This window comes from Phycisphaerae bacterium (assembly GCA_018003015.1).
GTDB lineage: Bacteria > Planctomycetota > Phycisphaerae > UBA1845 > PWPN01 > JAGNEZ01.
The window spans coordinates 63,330-84,400 of the sequence record JAGNEZ010000016.1 but is presented as its reverse complement, the minus strand read 5'-3'; the positions used below and the strand labels follow the sequence as shown (position 1 = coordinate 84,400).

The window sequence follows — 21,071 nt, the reverse complement described above, 5'->3', positions numbered from 1 at the left end:
CCTGATAGACTCAGGGCCGAAAGCCTCAGGGAAGGTGCCTCAGACACTTGTTGATTGTTGCTGCCAGGACCGGGAGATTCGCACCCTCCTGAAGAACCCCTAGGTGGTCACCGGGCACCTCGTGGTCCTCGACCTTCCCGTTCGTCCATGCCTCCCAGCCCATCCTGGGATCATCAAACAGCGTGGCTGCCCAAGCCGGTGGGATCGCCGCCCGGAAGACGATCAGATTGTGGTCGATCCGTTGTGGCCGATAGGCGTAATAGGCCTTCATCATGGCCCGATTGCATCGGCCCAGCGTTGCCTTCTTGAAACGAGCGAGTTCCGAGGGCAGCTCCGAGGGATAGAAGCCAAGCTGGGGAAGTATCCTCTTCGTGCGGCTCTTGACCCGTTCGACGAGATATTCCAGCTTGCCTCGCAACGACAGGCTCGCAAAGAGCCGCCAGTGCAGGCAGATCTTCGTCGCCAGGGGCACGGGCCTCGGGTAGCCAGGGGCTGCCGCGTCGAGCATGCCGAGAAACGCGAAGGATTTGCCCATCTCCTGCATCTGTCGGGCCATCTCGAAGGCCACAAGGCCGCCGAAGGAGTAGCCTAGTACCAGCCAGGGTCCCGCCGGCTGAACGGCCATCACCTCGCGGCAATAACGCGCCGCAATCACCTCAACCTGCTCAGGAGGCGACTCGCTGCCGTCCAGTCCTACGGCCATCATGCCGTAGATGGGACGGTCCTCGTCGATCAGCCTGGCGAGCTTGGAGAATCCATACGGGTGGCCGCCGATCCCAGGAAGGATAAACAAGGGCCGGCGGCTTCCAGAGTCTTTTAGAGTTACGAGGAGTGGCACGACGCCGACCGTCTGGGTGGTGATGACCCCCGCCATCTTCTCGACGGTCGAGGCGCGGAACGCGACCGGCAGCGGTAGCCGGACCTTGAACTGGTCCTCCACTCTGGCCACCAACTGGGCAAGCTTGAGCGAATGCCCGCCCAATTGGAAAAAGTCATCGGTGACGCCGATCGGTTGAACGTTGAGCAACTCCTCCCATAACCGAACGAGCTTGCTCTCAACCTCATTGCGAGGCTGGACTAGCTGCCCGAGACCGGCCGCGACCGTGTCCAGCAGGTCGGGAAGAGCCGCGCGATCGACCTTGCCGTTGGGGGTGAGCGGGAGACCGGGCAGGATGGCGAGTCTCTCCGGAATCATGTGCTCCGGCAGGCAATCATGTAGAAACCGCCGGACTTGGACGGTGTCCAGATGGGAACCATCTTTCGGCACCAGATACGCAACCAACCGCTTATCAGTGCACGCGTCGGCTCGGACCACAACGACCGCGTCGGCAATACCGTCCTGCTCCTTAAGCCGGGACTCGATCTCGCCCAGTTCGACGCGGAATCCGCGGATCTTGACCTGGTGGTCGGCTCTTCCGAGGAAGTGGATGGCCCCGTCCGACAGGTAGCGGGCCAGGTCGCCCGTCCGGTAGAGCCGTGAGCCCGGATTACCAAAGGGGTCGGGGATGAACCTCTCCGCGGTCAGCTCCGGACGGTTCAGGTACCCGCGGGCCAGACCATCACCGGCGGCATACAACTCGCCGGTCACACCCATCGGAACCAGATTCATGTGACGGTCAAGGATGTAGGCGCGGGTGTTGGCGATGGGCCGCCCAATCGGCACATGCTCGCCGATCAGATGGGGGTCCGTGATCCTGTGACAACAAGTGAAAGTCGTGTTCTCTGTCGGGCCATAGCCGTTGATCAGAGTCAACTGCGGATGAGACGCCGCGCAGCGCTGGACGTGCCGAGGTGATAGTACGTCTCCACCGGCCAGAAGCTGACGCAGCTCGCCAAGATCGTTCAGACGCTCGTCCACCATCAAATGGAACAGGCCGGCGGTAAGCCATAGGGTGGTGACCCGGTGCTCACGAATCATCGCTCCGATGTCATCCAGCGAGGGCTTCTCGCCGGGATACAGGACCAAGCGGCCACCATTGAGCAGGCTGCCCCAGATCTCGAGGGTGGAGGCGTCAAAAGAGATCGGTGCCAGCTGGAGAATGGTTTCCTCCGGCCCAAGCCGGCAGTAATGGACATTCTTCACCAGTCGGACCACCCCGCGATGGGGAATCTCGACGCCCTTCGGACGTCCGGTGGAGCCGGATGTATACATCACGTAAGCTAGGTTGTCCGGGCTCACCCGGCACACCGGATTCTCGGCGGATTCCCTGGCGATCATCGGCCAAGTCTCGTCAAGACAAACGAGACGGTCAGCAAGGGCTTCCAGTTGGGCGCGGAATGCGGACGTGGTCACCACGACCGACGCATGGCTGTCCTCGATCATGAGGGCGAGCCGTTCTCTGGGATAGGCCGGGTCCAGGGGCACATAGACTCCGCCAGCCTTGAGAATGCCGAGCAAGCCGACAACCATGTCCGGCGAACGCCCTAGGCAAATGCCGACCAAGGTCTCGGGACCTACGCCCAAGCCTCGGAGGTAGTGTGCCAACTGATTCGCCCGACGGTTCAGTTCCGCGTAGGTCATGGACCGGTCTTCGTGCACCACCGCCACCGCGTCGGGCATACCGGCGGAACGCTCCTCAAATAGTTCGTGGATGCAGATCGTCGGGTACTCGATCGCCGTGTCATTCCATTCGACCAGGAGTTGCCGCCGCTCGAGAGCGGTCGTGAGCGAAAGACTGCTAACGGTTCGCTCGGGTGATTCAGCCATGCCCTCGAGGAGCGTGAGGTAGTGATCAACCAGCCTCGCTACGGTGTCGGCGTCGAACAGGTCCGTGTTGTACTCAACGGTTCCGGCCAGTCCCTCGGACGTCTCGGCCAGCGACATCAGCAGATCGAACTTCGAGGTGCCGCTGTGAATGTCCTCCGCCCACACCTCGAGGCCCGGCATCTGCTCGTGCGCGGATGGCGTGTTCTCCAGCACCAGCATGACCTGGAACAGGGGGGCGTGGCTCAGACTCCGCTGCGGATTGAGCTCTTCGACCAGTTTCTCGAAGGGCAGATCCTGATGGGTGTATGCTCCCAGGGCCGCCTCCCGGACGCGTCCGAGCAGCTCGCGACCGCTCGGATGACCCGACAGGTCGGTGCGTAACACCAGCGTGTTCACGAAGAAACCAATCAGATGTTCGATCTCCGATCGGTTCCGCCCCGCAATCGGCGAACCCACCACGATGTCGGTCTGGCCACTGTAGCGGTAAAGCAGGATCTGGAACCCCGCCAGCAGGGTCATGAACAGCGTTACCCCCTCCTGCCGGCTCAGCGTCTTCAGGGCTTCGGCGAGAGCTCGGGGAATGACGAAACGGTGCCATGCGCCCCGGTAGCTCTGCAATGCGGGACGTGGCCGGTCCGTCGGCAACTCCAGCAGGGCCGGGGCACCGGCCAGCCGCTCACGCCAGTAGGCGAGTTGTCTCTCCAGCACCTCCCCCTGCAGCCACTTCCGCTGCCAGACCGCATAGTCGGCATACTGCACCGCAAGGGCTGGAAGCCCGGCCTCCTCTCCGCGGCACAAAGATCGATACCAGACCTTCAACTCGTCAAGGAGAGTGCCCATCGACCAGCCGTCGGAGACAATGTGATGCATGGTCAGCAGCAGAAGGTGCTCCTCGGCCGAAAGCCGCAGCAGCCGTGCCCGCAACAACGGGCCACACACCAGATCAAAGGGCTGGCGGGCCTCCTCCGCAGCCCATCGCTGGGCCTCGTGGGCCCGCTGTTCCGCTTCCAGGCCGGACAAGTCCTCCAACGGCAGATCCACGCACGGCGGCGGATGAATCACCTGAACGGGTTCACCCTCGACCGCGTCAAAGGTGGTTCGCAGGGATTCGTGCCGCTCCACGATCCGCTCCAGGGCCCGGCTCAGCAGATCGACTCTCAGCGGACCCTTCAAGTGGACGGCCGAGGGCAGGTTGTACACCGACCGATCCGATTCATACTGGTTCAAGAACCACAGCCGCTGCTGGGCAAAGGACAGCGGCGGTGGGTGCTGACGGGGAACCGCCTGGACGGCGTGGGGCTCCTGTTCGGCACCGACCCGCATCGCCTGGACTCTCTCCGCAAGCCTGGCAATGGTGGGGTACTCGAACAGAGCCCGCAAGGGGAGCTCGACCTGCAAGAGCCCGCGGACCCGGGAGACGACCTGGGTCGCCAGCAGCGAATGCCCGCCCAGTTCGAAGAAGTCGTCGTCGATGCCGACACGCTCCAGGCCTAAAACCTGCTGCCAGATGCTGGCTAAGAGGTCCTCTGGGAGGTTGCGTGGTGCTGTGAACTCTCGCCGGGTGTGCAGACGGCCGGCGTCGGGAGCCGGCAGGGCCCTGCGATTGACCTTCCCGCTCGGCGTCAAGGGCATGGCAGGCACAAGCACGAAGGTGGAGGGAATCATGTGCTCTGGTAGCCGAGCCTTGAGAAAACCACGAAGATCCTCGAGAGCTGGCGGCTGGCGGGTGTCTGCCGGGACAATATAGGCGATCAGCCGCTTGCTTCCCGACGCATCTTCCCGCACCACGACAACGCACGCTCGCACCGCGGTATGCGTGGCGAGAATCGCTTCTACTTCGCCCAGTTCGACGCGGAATCCGCGGATCTTGACCTGGTGGTCGGTTCTTCCGAGGAAGTGAATGACCCCGTCCGGCAGGTAGCGGGCCAGGTCGCCCGTCCGGTAGAGCCGTGAGCCAGGATTGCCAAAGGGGTCGGGGATGAACCTCTCCGCGGTCAACTCCGGACGGTTCAAGTACCCGCGGGCCAGCGCCGCACCACCGATGTAGAGCTCTCCCACCACATTGATGGGTACGGGCTGCAGGTTGGGATCAAGGATGTAGATGGCGGTGTTGGATATGGGGCGGCCGATAGGAGGGAGTACCGGCCAGCCGGCCGGCGAGGGCCCAAGCGTGTGCGCGGTCACCACGTGTGCCTCCGTCGGACCGTAGTGATTGTGCAGCCTGCAGTCCGGCAGCAGACGGAAGAGGTCCGCAATGGCCGGGGTGATCTGCAGCTGTTCCCCCGCGGTGATCACCTCTGTCAGGTGGAGCGCCAAAGCCGCGCGGTGAGCGGCTGCTTCCGCCAGCTGTCGGAGGGCGACACAAGGAAGAAACACCCTCGCGATGTCCTGCTCGGCCAGTACTTTTAGAAGCTGTGTCGGGTCCAATCGAGCATCGTCCTGAATCAGGACTATCGTGCCGCCCGACGCCCAGGTTGAGAACAGCTCCTGAAAGGACACGTCGAAACTGATCGGGGCGAATTGGAGTACGCGGCATCTTCCCACGAGTCGGATCGCGCCCGACTGCCATGAGATGAGATTGCAGAGCGCTCGATGAGCCATGGCCACACCCTTGGGCATGCCCGTCGAACCCGAGGTGTAGATCACATAAGCGAGGTTGTCAGGCGAAACATCGGATTGAACGTTTTCCGTGAACCCGGCAAGCCTATCCTGCCAGTCCTCGTCGAGTATGACGACTTGGTGTTCGTCCGTCGGCAGGGTGTTGGCCAGGCTTGCCTGTGTGACCAGAACAGGCATCTTGCTGTCCGCGAGCATGTAGGTCAATCGCTCGCGTGGGTACGCCGGATCCAGCGGAACATACGCACTGCCCGCTTTGAGAATGGCCAGCAGACCAATGAGCATTTCAAGCGAGCGTTCCAGGCAGATGCCGATGGGAACATCAGGGCCGGCGCCAAGCTCCTGCAGGTGATGAGCTAGTCCGTTTGCCCGCCGATTCAACTCCGCGTAGGTCAGCGACCGATTCCCAACGGCCACCGCCACCGCGTCAGGTGTGACTGTAGCCTGCTGCTCAAAGAACTGATGGACGCACTGTCCGTCCGGAAACCGCTGCTCGGTAGAGTTCCAGTTGGCCAAGATCTGATCACGTTCAGTCCGCCCCAATATCGGCAGGCACACAATCGACCGCGCGGGGTCGTCCACCAGTCCCTCGAGGATGTGCAGGAAATGCTGCGACATTCGTTGGATTGTCTGGACGTCGAACAGGTCCGTGTTGTACTCAACGGTTCCGGCCAGTCCCTCGGACGTCTCGGCCAGCGACATCAGCAGATCGAACTTCGAGGTGCCGCTGTGAATGTCCTCCGCCCACACCTCGAGGCCCGGCATCTGCTCGTGCGCGGATGGCGTGTTCTCCAGCACCAGCATGACCTGGAACAGGGGGGCGTGGCTCAGACTCCGCTGCGGATTGAGCTCTTCGACCAGTTTCTCGAAGGGCAGATCCTGATGGGTGTATGCTCCCAGGGCCGCCTCCCGGACGCGTCCGAGCAGCTCGCGACCGCTCGGATGACCCGACAGGTCGGTGCGTAACACCAGCGTGTTCACGAAGAAACCAATCAGATGTTCGATCTCCGATCGGTTCCGCCCCGCAATCGGCGAACCCACCACGATGTCGGTCTGGCCACTGTAGCGGTAAAGCAGGATCTGGAACCCCGCCAGCAGGGTCATGAACAGCGTTACCCCCTCCTGCCGGCTCAGCGTCTTCAGGGCTTCGGCGAGAGCTCGGGGAATGACGAAACGGTGCCATGCGCCCCGGTAGCTCTGCAATGCGGGACGTGGCCGGTCCGTCGGCAACTCCAGCAGGGCCGGGGCACCGGCCAGCCGCTCACGCCAGTAGGCGAGTTGTCTCTCCAGCACCTCCCCCTGCAGCCACTTCCGCTGCCAGACCGCATAGTCGGCATACTGCACCGCAAGGGCTGGAAGCCCGGCCTCCTCTCCGCGGCACAAAGATCGATACCAGACCTTCAACTCGTCAAGGAGAGTGCCCATCGACCAGCCGTCGGAGACAATGTGATGCATGGTCAGCAGCAGAAGGTGCTCCTCGGCCGAAAGCCGCAGCAGCCGTGCCCGCAACAACGGGCCACACACCAGATCAAAGGGCTGGCGGGCCTCCTCCGCAGCCCATCGCTGGGCCTCGTGGGCCCGCTGTTCCGCTTCCAGGCCGGACAAGTCCTCCAACGGCAGATCCACGCACGGCGGCGGATGAATCACCTGAACGGGTTCACCCTCGACCGCGTCAAAGGTGGTTCGCAGGGATTCGTGCCGCTCCACGATCCGCTCCAGGGCCCGGCTCAGCAGATCGACTCTCAGCGGACCCTTCAAGTGGACGGCCGAGGGCAGGTTGTACACCGACCGATCCGATTCATACTGGTTCAAGAACCACAGCCGCTGCTGGGCAAGCGAGAGGACGAGAGGTCGGTCGCGCCGGACCTGTTCAATCGGACAGGATGCGAGCTCAGGTTGGGTCTGGGCCGCCTGGACTCTCTCCGCAAGCCTGGCAATGGTGGGGTACTCGAACAGGGCCCGCAAGGGGAGCTCGACCTGCAAGAGCCCGCGGACCCGGGAGACGACCTGGGTCGCCAGCAGCGAATGCCCGCCCAGTTCGAAGAAGTCGTCGTCGATGCCGATACGCTCCAGGCCTAAAACTTGCTGCCAGATGCTGGCCAGGAGATCCTCCAGCGGGCTGCGTGGAGGTGCATAAGGACGCCCCGTTTGCGGCCGGCTGGCGTCGGGAGCCGGCAAGGCCTTGCGGTCCAGCTTCCCGTTGGGGGAGAGCGGCAGCGCCGTCAGTCCAACGAAGAACGCTGGAACCATATACTCCGGCAAGCGATCCTTCAGGTGTCGTCGAAGCTCAGCCACATCAATCGGGAGGCCGTTCTTTGGCACGACGTACGCTACCAGTTGCATGTCAGAGCCTGCGGCGCCGTGGCCCACGACCACCGCCTGGAGAATGCTCTCGTGCTCCCGAAGCTGGAACTCGATCTCGCCCAACTCGATGCGGAAACCCCGGATCTTGACTTGGTGGTCGATTCTGCCGAGAAACTCAATGTTCCCGTCGGGTAGAAACCTCGCCAGATCCCCCGTCCGATACATGCGGGCTCCACTCTTGCCCGCAAACGGGTCGGGAACAAACCGCTCCGCAGTCAGGTCCGGACGATCGAGGTACCCGCGGGCGAGGCCGTTGCCGGTGATGAACAACTCCCCCGGCGTGCCGATCGCCACGGGGTGGCCGCGCTCGTCCAGGATATAGACCGATGTGTTCGCGATCGCTTGGCCGATCGTCGCCTTGCCGCTCGGTTTCCGCAGAGCGAACGTGCTGTAGGTCGTGTCCTCCGATGGACCGTACAGGTCGTAGACCTTGCCGACCGTGCCCAGAGCGTAGATGCTGTCCGCCAATTGGGCGGTCAGGGGCTCACCGGCCAGATTGACCGTGCCCACCGAGGCAGGTACGCCCTGCAGCCGAAGCAGTTCCGCCATGGCCGACGGCACGGTGTTGATCAGTGTGACCCGCGAGGCTTCTGGCAGGCTCGGGACAGCCAGCGCGTTCTCCGCCAGAATCACCGTCCCGCCCCAGCTCAACGGCACAAACAGCTCAAACACGGACAGATCAAAGCACACCGAAGTCGAAGCGAGGACGCCGGCCAGCTCACCCGGTGAGTAAACCGTGCGCGCCCAACGGAGTAGATCGACCGTGCTGCGATGCTCGATGGCCACCCCCTTGGGGCGACCGGTCGAACCCGAAGTGTAGATGACGTAGGCGAGATTGGATGCGGTTGCTCGTTCCTCGGCAAAGGAATCGCAGGAACAAGCCGCAATCGTGGCCGCGTCGCGGTCTAGGTGGACAACTTGACCTCGGTAACTTGGCAGACGTTCCGCCAGGGTACTCTGTGTCACGACCACCGGGGCTGCGGTGTCCTCGAGAATGAACCGGAGTCGCTCTTGTGGATAGGCCGGGTCGAGGGGAACGTATGTTCCGCCCGCCTTGAGGATGCCCAGTAGGCCGACGACCATTTCTAAAGAACGCTCTACGCAAATGCCGACCCGCACTTCCGGACCGACACCAAGTCCCCGTAGATGGCGAGCTAGTTGGTTGGCCTTCCGGTTCAACTCCGCGTACGTCACCGATCGGCCATCGAAAACGACAGCCACCGCGTCGGGAATGAGAGCTACTTGGTTCTGGAAGAGGACGTGAATCAGCTCGCCTGAGGACGGCGCGCGACCCGTGTCGTCCTCACCCTGTTCTGAACGACAAGATCGTGCGGCGTCTAACTCATGCTCAGGGACTGAATATGGTCGGCACGTCGTGCGCATGCGTCTTCCGATCCCAATCGAGAATACGCGATCATAGGACCCTCACCTCTCCGCGAACGACTCCCCCCAGTGGGCAAGTCAGGCTATCGCGAGCGGGACCTCACGCCGATCCGGCCCGTCGGAATAAGCACACCCATTATCCAAGACGGGTCGTCTCTTCCGCAGGATCTGCACCTGAAGGCAGAGCATTGTGCCTTTAAGCGGGTGCAACAACACCGCCCGGGGCTATGGCACAGCCGTCGTCGTTCCCGTCGGCAACGGCGTGATGGCGCCGGTTTGCAGCAGGTTGGTTAACGAGTTGAAGTAGTTGCCGTTTTGCCCGCCGATTTCGGCGCTCTTCCTCAGATAGTACAGCGTCCACGGATTGTACGTCGTGTCGATGCCCACCCCAATTCTCGGCTGGAACGCGCGGTTGATGTACTCCTCGATACGGGTCGCCGCGTTGTGCGGTACGACGAGAACGTCGCCCGCCGCCAAGGCGATGTCCGGGTCCTTGCCTTCCTTGATCTTGTCGAGATTGAGCTTGACCCGCACGACCTCGCCGGCAGATTTCCGGCGCATGAGCGTGGCCTCCCTGGGCTCAAACGCCAGCGGCGGACCACCGGCCGCACCGATCGTCTGAAGAACGGACATGGTCGCGCCCCGCGGCATCGCGATCGGCCCCGGGATGTTCACGAGACCGTATACGTAGATCGCTTGGTTCGGCCGGTTGTCGACGATCAGCAGGTCAGCTTGGTCTATCGTGCCAGGCTTCGCCGCTCGCACCAGGTCCGCTCGGTTGCTGAGGTCAAACAGGACCGGCTGACCAGGGTTCCTGGCCGGAATCAGCGTGACGCGCCCCCCAAACTCCTGGAAGCCGCCGGCACTCTGAATCGCCTGCAAAACACTGGCTCGGTCATGACGCAGCTCCACTTGCTGGAACTGCGCGTTGCTCGCCCGGTAAAGGTCTCCAAATACGGTGACGCTGATCGGGCCGTAGACCTTGACCTCGGCCGTAACTGTGATCTGCGTCTCTGCGTCGCGGATCTTGCCTGCGTACTTCTCCAGTATGCGGGCTTCGAGTTGGTCAAGCGTCAAACCGGCCACCGGGACAGCACCGATCGACGGGAGCCTGATCTGGCCCTGTTGGTTAACCCGGGTCTGATAAGCCGGAGGGAGACTGGCCGCCTCGAGACCGGCCACCGTGATGGCCAACACGTCATCCGGCCCCACCGTGTAGGGTCCAGTGGCCCAGGGCTCCAGACCTGGTATCGTCACCGGCTTGGCCGGCTGGCTGGCAGCGATGGCCTGTTCAGAAGCGGAAATGGCCTGCGTGCCGGGCTGTGCCTGTTCCATGGCCAGGAACTCGTGGACGCTGATCCGGTCATCATGGCAGCCTGAGTTCACTACGCACGCCAGCCCAAAGACGATCATGGCAGACAAGGCGCTCAGTTCACCGCAGGCCCTCCCGAGGTACTGCCAAGTCCCTGGGGTCCGTCTTCGCGCCACCCACATCGCCGACCGTTGCAACCTACGCATGAGTCCACCCATCCATCTAAGCCCCGATGTGCAAAGGGATTCCATCCGTGGTCCCTCGCGTCTAGCGATTTATCGACCACGGTTGTGGGGGTGGTGTACTTGTTTTCGTGAGTCAGTTGATTGTGGGGAGCAGAGACAGCAGTCTCCCCGGCAAAACCAGCCCTCTTAGCGAGCTTCCTGAGACCAAACCCTTTGTAGGGGCACAAGTTGCAGCCAAATCAGGAACCGCTGAATCAGGGGACCATCCATCCCGCAGATGTCTTGACAGTGGGACATTGTGCGGCCTGACGGAATAACGTCAGCCTCGATTCCCGAAACTGGGGACGCATCTTGGGCGCCCTTTTCTCGATAGATGCGCTTTTTTCAGTTGACAAGTCCATACACAGCAACTATCTTGCAGTACGGGGAAAGGTGTAGTTATCGGTCCGCGGGCCATCCGCAGTGGGCCGGGGTGGTAGTAGGAGGGGAAAAGGCTGACGTGGTGTGTTTCGTCCAGGTGGACGGGCGATGAAGCGATCTATCCACATATCGGTTCCGCTTGCCTTGGCATTGGCCGTTGGCACGGCCATTGCCGACATGGCCCCGCGAGGTGGCGCCGCTTCCGAGCGTGCCACTGCTTCGCCTGCGAGTGCCCCTAATCGCCACGAAACCTCAGTCTCGAGTTCGCCGCTGCTTGGCACTGCCGGAGCCCTCGACTTCGTTCGCCTGCAGACTAGCCCTGCCTTATGCGGTTCTCCGTGTTCTCCTATAGAGGTCGCCAAGTCTCTTCGGCTGGGGGGGCAGTTGGGCAGCCTGGAGGACAGCCAGGGCTCAGTCATACGGGAAGCCCCGCCTCCTCCCGGCAGCGCCTCTCTGGCCCTCGCGGGCTTGTTGGGCGTGGCTGGGGTGCAGGTCGCCCGCTCCGCTCGGCAATGGCACATCGGCGGCGTCTCGGAATGGCTGAGTGTTCAGTCTCTCCAGCAGAGCGTGGATGGTCCGCTGGACACACCCCAGATCGTTCGGATCCTGCTGCAGGGAGCGTTACCTAGTCAATGCCTGACGACCGCGCGCCCAAGCGTTCGAGTCGTTTGGAATTTCGGTTGTCGCATCACGTCTCAATGCGCTGTCCTGTCGGTCCTTCCGCGCGGTCCTCCAGCCTGACTCTGGGGCGGATCGGCCCGTGCTCAGCAGGGGCTGGATCTTCGCTCTCACGGCAACGTGTCGATTTCCCCTTTTCGTAGATTTGAGTGTTGCAGCAGAGTCACAAGAGGTGGCTCCACATCGACCAGTTGTGGGCCACATGACCCGAAAGGGTCAAATGGAGACCTCATATGACAAGGTTGTTGAAGACAGCGGTCGTTTTGGCCGGCTTGGCTCTCTTCGCCTCGCCGGCGGTGGCCGCTTGGACTGATATCCCCTTTACATGGACTCAGCCAGGACCGGGGGGAGTGACCGTCAATTTGACGGCAGTTGCCAAGGTCTCGATAGGTGGGGGTCCAAGCACCCCTCCCTATCCGGTGACCGTAGTGGATGGCAGTTTGCCCGGGTGGGGCACGACTTCATTCAAGACGTTCTGTGTCGAGGGAGGTGTGACCTTCCATCCCGGCGACAAATACTATGCAAGCGTCGATCGTGTTGCCTACTCCGGCACAAATGGGACCACGGCTTCAGGTGACCCATTGTCGGCCGCCGCAGGGTGGATCTATTGCGAGTTCATCAAGGGCAACATCGGCAAAGGGACCGTTTCCTCGCCTTACACGAACATTGACATCCGCGACACGATTTGGGAGCTCGAGGGCGAGGGTGTGACCGGCAACGCGATGTTGAAGAACGCGGCGATCGCCGCGGCCGGTACTGGCAACTCCACGGGTTGTGCTTGGGTCCTCAACCTTTGGAGGCTCCACCAGGATTGGCAGACGAAGAAATGGTATGCTGATGACGTGCAGAGCCATCTGATCTGTGTGCCCGCCCCGGGCGCCATCGCCCTCGGCGTGTGTGGCCTCGGCTTGATTGCCTGGGCCCGACGGCGGATGGCGTGAGGACATGTCGTAGGCCTGGGTGCCACGACGAATGCTCCCCCCAAGTGCCGAGGGGAGATGCAGAACCGGGGAATATGAGCGACGAGCCTGAAGGGAGCCGCAGGACTCGGGCGGCGACTCAGCAACCGGCTCGCTCTCAGGAACTCCGGACTTGGGAGGCCAACGTAGGCTGGCGCTATTACCGGCCCGTCTAGAATCCGACCCGTGCCTGCGGGGTAGCCCCGTGGGCATGGGTCGTCTGTTGCGCCCGATAAAACCTCACTGATCGGGAACGTAAGATCCTGGGTCTTCTGCAACCCCTTACGGCGCAGTGTGTTGTGGACGTCATGGTTGCACTGGTGGGCCCGGATAACTTCCGAAGCAACCCCCGACGGCAGTGTCTTCCGCGGCCCGGCAGATCGTCTTCTCCAGTCCTGGAGGTCAAATGGATCGCTTGCCGACCTCGAAGCCAGAGAAACTTGAATTTGCGCTTGGCAGACGGTTCGGCGTCTGCTAGAATGAAATGTGTTGCAGGATCACGACCCGAGCTCTGTACCGGACTCAGGTTTTCCGCGACACCTTTGGAGGGGAGCAGGCCTAAGCTCCCGTGGATGATGTTTGAGGGTGCGGTGAAAGAAGCCAGGACACTCTGTCTCGCTTGCGTTTGCGCGCTCACGTGGGGGGCTGCCGCCGTCCAGGCCGACGTGGTCGTCGCTCTCGCTCTGACCGCTCACGCTTCACCGGCCTCGACCCTCCAGGTGGGAGGGGCGGCTTACGGGACCGCGCCCAGCGCCCGCGGTTGGCCTTTCATTCCCTCCGAGTGGGCCCGTATCTCGCGTCACGCCTTCTCGACGGGCGGTTCACCGAGTCGCTCTGGTCCTGAAAACCAATCTGGCGAAGGACGGCACTCTCCCGATGAGTTGGGTCCGCCAGCCACCGCCGAGGGACTTAATGCCCCGGGCGACAGCGGAATCCCCGATGGCGGCGTCCTTGAATTGCCGCCGCCACCGAGTAGCTCGGCCCTCGCCCTGACGGGCTTGGCAGGTCTGGCAAGTCTTCGAGGCTTGCGAGCCGCTCGAGGCTTGCAGTTCGGAGGTTTCCCTGCCTGGTGCTACGGCCTCTCCCCGGTTGGCTGCGATGTTGACGTTTCCTCAGATGGCAGGTGGAGTGCATTACCAGCCTTCGTGATGGACGCCGTCGCTGCGTCGTTCCGAGATCACCAGCCAAGGCCGCCAATCGCCTGGGTACTTCCCAGTCGCTTTGTTTCGCAGCATCTTGCCCCGATTTGTGTCCCTCGTGGCCCTCCTTCGATTCCCTGAACGTTTCTCTCTCCCAAGCACCGTCGTACGGATGCAATGGGGCCCACTGGTGCGCGGGTCGTGCACCCTGTTAGAAAAACCGGAAGAAACGACTGTATCCCTGTCGCCCTCGGGCATAGCAGGGAGAATGAGGAATCGAGAGGAGAAGAACGATGAGAACGACGATTAAAGCTGTGGCCGCCATGGCCATCGTGGGCCTGCTCGCTTCGGGCGCGTGGGCTGACATGTTCGTCAAGGTCACTACACCTTACGGATCACAAGGACCGTTCGCCGCCCAGGTCTCGAACGGCTGGGCTGCTCAACCGGGTTCGCCGATTCTTGGGCGCCCTGTCGGGTCAAGCTTCAAGACGTTCTGCCTTGAAGAGAACGAGTACTTCAGCAGTGGGCGGATTTATCGAGTCGCTCTGAGCAACCAAGCGGTGCTGGGCGGCGGCGGGCCGAATCCTGACCCGCTCGACGTGCGGACGGCTTGGCTCTATGAGCAGTTCGCCAACGGTCTGCTCGCAGGGACCTACGGCGCTTATACGTATACCAATGGTAATCTGGCATCAGAGCAGGCTCTTCAGGCGGCTATCTGGTACATCGAGCAGGAAGTCGGCTCGGTGTCCGGACTGGCGGCAGCCCTGGAGGCAGCGGCCTTGGCAGCAGTAGGCAGCGGTGACTACGCCGGATCGCGGGTTCAAGTGATGAACCTCTACTACACCGCCGCCGACGGCAACGTCGACAACCTGGGCAGCAACTACGACAAGATCGCTCAGGATGGGACGCATCTTCGCCAGAGCATGCTGGTCTGCGTTCCTGCTCCGGGTGCGATTGCGCTCGGCCTGCTGGGCCTCGGCTTGGTCGGCTGGGTTAGGCGGCGGATGGCCTGAGTGTCCTGAGAGGGGCGTGTCGGAACAGTCTTCGACGTTCACGACCGGGCGGGCTTGACCATCGTCGGGCCAGGCGGCAACACGCCGCCCGCCGCGACGGATTAAACCAAGGCGGACCGCCCAAGACCGGAGACTTCTTCGTCGCAACCCCACAATCTGCTGTTTCCCGATTGATGTGACAACCACCCCGGCGGGTCTTCTGGGCCAGCCGGGGTGGTTCTTCTTCCACCCGCCTGCGTGCTCTGCCCGTGGTTGCTTTTCGCCCGGTCGCTCCGTTTGTTCTCCCCCCGGTCGACAACTCGTGCTCGGCGAGCAGGAGAGCACGTTGACGCAGTTCCGGGGATCCCGATCGCCCAGCCCGTCGGCGGGGCCGGCGGTGCCCGCGCGAACCGGCACCTTGGTCCTATCCGCCCATAACCCGAGCCCACCTGGTCGTTTCTCCACACCGAGCAATGGGGCGCGACCGGCCTCGGTCCGATAGGATCCAGGCCGTGGTCGACGTAGCTGCTCCTCGTTGCCTGGCTCGCGGCGACCGGCCGATAATGCACTTCTACATGGCGTATAGGACCTTATAAAACTTCTTTTAGAATCTTGAAACTGATACCGGTGGGGGGTACAATCCCACATGTTGAGTCGCGGGGGACCGCGTTCAGATGACGCGGAACACCTCATGGTCGCCTGCCCGGGGGGGTAGCAGACCGTTCGGTCGACGCAGCAAAAACAATGATGAGATGGCATCCGGCATCGGCCGGAAATCCGGCCCGGGTGTCGTATTGTGTGGAGGTCCCTTCGTCGGGGACTCTTGTCCCGTCAGGAAGGGTGGGTTGGTGAACAAGGCGTGTCGGCAAACCATCGATACGCGGGTTTGCAGCGAGTAATCGCTGGGGAGGAAGAAGCAGTGAACAAGCTCAAATGGTCAATGGTCTTCTTGTCATTCGGTTTGGCGGCCGCAGTCGCCTCGGCGGATATTTACGTCGGGCGAGCAGTGTGGACCCGGGTCAGCGGCAAGTACGTCGGCAACGGTGGTGAGTTCACCATCAGTAAGGCCGCTATAGCACCCGGCTTGTCGCTCGACACCAGTGCCTACGCTTCCGCGGTCAAGGATCAGGCGGGCACCGCTCCGTCCTTCCAGTCATTCTGCCTCGAAGCCGGTGAGACCATCAAGTCGCCGATGGATATCGTGATGAGCACGACAAGCATCGACGAGTTGACCGGTGTCGTCGGCGCCGAAGGCTCGGGCTCACATGCCATTAACGGTGGGAAGCTGTACGGTGACAACCTGGATACCCGGACCGCCTACCTGTACACCCAGTTCGCCAAGGGCGTGCTCAACGGATACGCCTACACAAACACGCTGGTCAACGGTCTGAATCGCGCCCAGACTGCAGGTGCGCTGCAGCGCGTCATCTGGGCCCTGGAGCAAGAAGGCGGGGCTGATTTCACGCAGTCGTTCCAGAACGTGACGCTCAACGCGACACAGCAGGCCCTTGCTCAGGCGTGGGTGAATGAGGCAACCACCGCGAACTGGATGACGATTGGCAATGTGCGCGTCCTCAACACCTGGCGAATGACCCAGGACAGCCAGGGCAATTGGGTGAGCCATGTCGGCGACGTTGCCTACAAGGCTCAGGATCAGATCTACCTGGCCCCCGTTCCTGCTCCGGCAGCCCTCGGACTCGGCATGCTGGGTCTCGGCCTCGTCGGATGGGTCAAGCGACGGATGGCATGACCGCAATTCGCGCGAAGCGAGAGGTGGTCAGTCAAACATGAGACACTGCCCCGGCCGGATCAACTGTCCGAGCCGGGGCAGTTCGTTTCCTGAAGTCCTCGAGCCCTCGCCTGCCCTTCACGCTGCCGACGTCCTCGCGTGCCGTCCCGGTCTCGTCAGAAGCTGTGGCGATCGGAGGAAGGGATCGGTGACAGGTTCCCTGCCTGGCTCAGTCCTGATCGCCGCCCGAGTTCCTTCCTCGGCCGTCAATCCGGCTGGCTCCACGAATCGTGTTAACAGTTTGTCCCCGGCAATCTCCCGGCACGACCAGCCAAATCCTACGCTCAGTTGACGCTGTTTCTGTCCGGCCAGGGCGAGTGGAGGAAGATCCCATCCCGACACGCTTGAAAGGACACGATCTGAGTGAGAGGCTATCGGGTCAAGGCCACTCGTCTCACGATCGTCGCAAGGGTCTTGCAGGCGGGGGTGGACAAGGAGGCCCTTGCCTTGTATGAGCTGATTCACAAGGTCGAGGTGCCCTTGCGCTGGAGCCGGCAGGAGCGCTGGCGGCACGATTCGCGTTTTCGCTGGCCTGGAACACGATCCGATCAGGAGAAGCTATGGACGGTCGCAGGACGAGGGGGCGCCGCAAGCAGGTGCTGGGTCTCGAGCCCAGAGTGCGCCGGGACAATCGAATGCGGAGTCGCTGGGCCGCGGCGGGCGGTTTGCTGGCCGGCGCATTCATGATGCTAACGGATGCTGCTGTGGCTCCGGCGGCCGAGGCGCTGAAGCAGTACTATGCTCACTCGGTCGTCGAAGACGGCAACGGCGTCATCGCCCCCTGGCACCAAGGGCGGAACGGCCAGCTCGACGCACGTCTGAGGATCGCCGCCGACATCTACAAGCGCTATCCCTGGACCGATGCCGGGAAGGCAGTCATCGCGGCTCCGCACATCGTATACAACACCCACTGGAGCATTGCCGAAGACGGAACCATCTCGATTCCACCGACGGATCCGTGGATGTGCGGCGACCTGAGTCAGCGAGCCTACAGCATTATCCAAGGGCTGACCGCCTACTATCAGTACAACGGTGACCCCATGGCGTTCGTGTACGTTCCGCTCACCGTTGACTACATCCTCGATCACTGCCTGACCGGACCGGACCATCCCTGGCCGCACTTCCCGATCAGCACGCCGACCAAGGGCGTCGGCTACCAGAGGGCCGATCCGAACGTCCCCAATCAGCTCGACCTCTGTGCCTATCTGGGCATCGAGGTGATCCGGGCATACAAGCTGACCGGCAACGAACGCTACCTCCAGGCCGCCCGACACTGGGGCGATGTGCTGGCCCAAAAGTGCAATCTCACCCGGCCGGATCTGCCGCCGTGGAGCCGCTACATGAGCCCCGAGCACATGCTTTGGTCGGATGAGCTCACCGGGGGCACGGCCCTGATCGGCGAATTCCTGGATGCTGTGATTGATGGCGGGCACACAGGCAAGGATGGCTCGATCGTCAGGGCTCGTGATGCGGCCCGGCGCTTCCTCACAGAACACGTCCTGCCTCACTGGACAGATAACGAGGCCTGGGGACGGCACTACTGGGATGTTGAGGGCGATTGGTACTCAGGCGGCGTGGTCTGGATGTGTGACTACTTCCTGAGCCATCCGGACGCTTTCCCCAATTGGCGAACCGATGTTCGGAACGTCCTGTCGCTGGTCTTCAGCCGCAACTGTGCCGATCCCGTCTCGCGAGGCGACATGTACAGCGGAGCATGGGCGTTTCCCGAGTCGTTTGTCTGCTGTGGAACATCACTGTCCTATAACCAGTACACCTATGCCCCGACGTTCCTGGCCTATGGGGAAATGGCTGACGATGATTGGGCGCGCGAGGTCGGCCGGCGAATGCTCCTCATGGCTACCTACGACAGCACCATTGAGGGTGTCGTTAAGGATGGCTTGACAGGCAACGTCGTTGCAGCCGCCGAGTGGCTGAACCTGGCCCATCCCTGGCCGATGTGCCAGATCTTCAAGGCCATGGCTTGCCGGCCGGATATCTTTGCCCCCGCCCGGGAGAGCCACATCGTCCGTTGCGGATCCGTGGTGACCTCGGTGGTGTATGACAAGGGCCTTGTCAACTACACGACTTTCGACGCTCCCGCGAAGTGCGTTGATATGCTCCGTCTGGCGTTCAAGCCCGCCCAGATCACGGCTGATGGCAAGATCCTCCGTCAGCGGAATGACCTCAATGAGAACGGATACACTCTGACCACCCTGCCCAGCGGCGACTGCCTCGTGAATGTCCGCCACGACGGCTTGAGGAAACTCGTGATCACCGGCGATGACGCCCAGGAAGTGCTCGAAGATGATGGCCTTGTATACCACGGCAGTTGGACGCCCGTCAAACACGACCAGGCCCGGAGCGCCACCTTGCACGTCGCCACATCCGCCGGCGCGACCGCCACGTGCTCCTTCGTGGGTAATCAGGTGCGCCTGACCGGGGCGACCGGCCCGAAAGGAGGGCTCGCCGAAGTGTACCTCGATGGTGTCAAGCAGCTGACCTTCGTTGATTGCTGGACCCCAGAGCCAAGGAACCGCCAGGAGTTGTACGCCCGCGGAGGCTTGACCAGTGGGCGGCATGCACTCCATGTCGTTGCCCTTGGCAAGGGCAACCCCCAATCCAAGGGCGCCGAGGTGGGAATCGACGCCATCCAGTCCACTGTCGCGGAGGGCGCCGCTCCGTTCGGTGAGGGTGAGGGACCCACCGGACCGCAACGCATGATCTTCGGCTACACGGGGCGCAAGGACTACCTGGACTCGAAGGGGAATGCTTGGCGGCCGGGACTGGAATATGTCATTCGGTCGGGTCACGGAGTGGACGCCTTCCTCAAAGCTTCCTTCGTCAACCGACGAAGCATCCACATCGCGGGCACGGCCGACCCCGAAATCTACCGATACGGCCTGCACGGCAAGGACTACTGGCTCAACCTGACCGTGGGGCCGGGCGAATACGAGGTGGTTCTGCATCTGGCTGACACCAACCTTGGGAACACGGTGACCGCCACCGTGAATGGTCGGGAGGTGACGCACGAGCTCAGCGTGGCCAAGGCCGCCGGGGGCACCTTCCGGGCCCACACGATTTCGGTACCCCAGGTGCGCCCGGCTCACGGTACAATCGATATTCACTTCAAAGGTACAGACAAGGCAGAGGCCACTATACAAGCGATTGAAGTCCTGCCCCGGTGAACCCAGGCGACCGTGAAAAGGCCCCAGAGACCCTCAGATGACGCCCTGGTGCCCCGTGGCGGCCCCTGCAGGCGGGACAATCGGCGTGCTCTGATTCACCGGGGGGCGCGACACGAGCGGCTGGCAGGCAAGGACCCGCTCCGTGTTTCCGGTTCTGTTCCCACTTGACAGGACGGGGCGATCCGGTATCATGGAAGTGCGTGTGTGGATGTCTATTCCACAGGTGTTCAGAGTCATTTCCTTTGGTGCGAGGTGAGAGATGCAAGTGTCAAAAACTGGGCGCTTTATCTTGGGCGCGATGGTCGCGGTCCTGGTCTGCCAAGTAGGTATGGCAGTGGGAGGGACCGTCGCGTATTGGCGGTTTGAGGAAGGGCCGGCGGACGCGATGGTCGCCCATACCCTCGGCAACGGCGTCTTCGAACCGACGGTGGTGGATCACTCCGGCAACGGCAACGACCTGTCGGCATGGACGGCCGAGGGCTGGGCTGGCGAGGCATATCGCACCGACGTGGCCGCCAGTACCGTCCGCCTGACGGGCGCTGCCAACAACTTCAGTGTTCAGAACACCGGCGGCTACCCCGGAATGTTCACCGGATCGGAATCGATGCGGACCATGACCCCTTCGGCCTTCACCGTAGAGGCATCCTTTATGCCGGAGAACGGCGGCTACCGCACCATCATCGGGCGCGACAGCCGGGGGACGGCAACCATCAATGGTGACTTGGCTGCCTTGTACTTCCAGATCATTCCGGATAACGCCGTCGCGGTCAAGTTCTGCGACGTCCAGGGCTTCTGGCACGAAGCCATCTCGGCCGCCGGCGCGGTCGCCGGCTTTGCGTATCCGGACAGCGCTGCGGGGCATTGGTATCACATGGCCGCGGTCAGCGACGGCCAGAAGCTGTCCCTCTATCTGAACGATGTCGATGCCGGCGGCGGCTACAAACTGCTCGTTTCGACCGACATGACCACCAGCGGCAGCACCAACACCGCCCTAACCGCAGGACTGGGATCAGGCGGTGACTGGGTGGCTGGCACCTGGACGGTCGGTCGCGGTATGTATGCCGGTGGCCACGGCGATCGGGCCTATGGCTTCATCGACGAGGTCCGCATCTCGGATTCGGCCTTGGGCGTCAACGAATTCCTGTACGCCCCAGAGCCCGGCTCGCTCATCGCTCTGGCCCTCTTCGGCGCCCTCGCTTTCGGACGAAGGCGAGCATCGAAGTAACGGCCTCTGTCGCCGGCCCGGGGGGTGCGAGGACCCCGGGCGGTATTCTGAGAGCTCATACACACGTGTCGATGCGGGTAGTGACCTGCTGCGTGACGCCCAACCGCGGGTGTCTGC

The 21,071-nt window shown here is 62.5% G+C and carries 7 protein-coding genes; 5 read left to right on the top strand and 2 right to left on the bottom strand.

The window, feature by feature from the left end; translation table 11 throughout:
* Nucleotides 1-25 precede the first annotated feature (25 nt).
* Both KA354_09550 and KA354_09545 read right to left on the bottom strand, forming a co-directional pair.
* Nucleotides 26-9,070: an amino acid adenylation domain-containing protein gene (locus KA354_09550; GenBank protein MBP7934875.1), complete on the bottom strand. Its 9,045-nt coding sequence runs from the start codon at nt 9,068-9,070 to the stop codon at nt 26-28.
* Nucleotides 9,071-9,295: 225 nt separating this feature from the next.
* Nucleotides 9,296-10,588: a polysaccharide biosynthesis/export family protein gene (locus tag KA354_09545; GenBank protein ID MBP7934874.1), complete on the bottom strand. Its 1,293-nt coding sequence runs from the start codon at nt 10,586-10,588 to the stop codon at nt 9,296-9,298.
* 1,310 nt (nt 10,589-11,898) lie between these two features.
* On the opposite strand from KA354_09545, the gene KA354_09540 reads away from it, so the two are divergent.
* From KA354_09540 to KA354_09520, 5 genes are all read left to right on the top strand, one after another.
* Nucleotides 11,899-12,606 (top strand): hypothetical protein, encoded by a 708-nt coding sequence (locus tag KA354_09540; protein ID MBP7934873.1) that lies wholly within the window; start codon nt 11,899-11,901, stop codon nt 12,604-12,606.
* A 1,450-nt stretch (nt 12,607-14,056) separates the two neighbouring features.
* Complete coding sequence (locus KA354_09535; protein ID MBP7934872.1) at nt 14,057-14,776, top strand: hypothetical protein; 720 nt, start codon at nt 14,057-14,059, stop codon at nt 14,774-14,776.
* Nucleotides 14,777-15,674: 898 nt separating this feature from the next.
* Nucleotides 15,675-16,505, top strand: a complete 831-nt coding sequence (locus KA354_09530; protein ID MBP7934871.1) for a hypothetical protein — start codon at nt 15,675-15,677, stop codon at nt 16,503-16,505.
* A 599-nt stretch (nt 16,506-17,104) separates the two neighbouring features.
* Nucleotides 17,105-19,729: a hypothetical protein gene (locus tag KA354_09525; GenBank protein MBP7934870.1), complete on the top strand. Its 2,625-nt coding sequence runs from the start codon at nt 17,105-17,107 to the stop codon at nt 19,727-19,729.
* Between the two features lie 328 nt (nt 19,730-20,057).
* Complete coding sequence (locus tag KA354_09520) at nt 20,058-20,954, top strand: hypothetical protein (GenBank protein ID MBP7934869.1); 897 nt, start codon at nt 20,058-20,060, stop codon at nt 20,952-20,954.
* Nucleotides 20,955-21,071 lie beyond the last annotated feature (117 nt).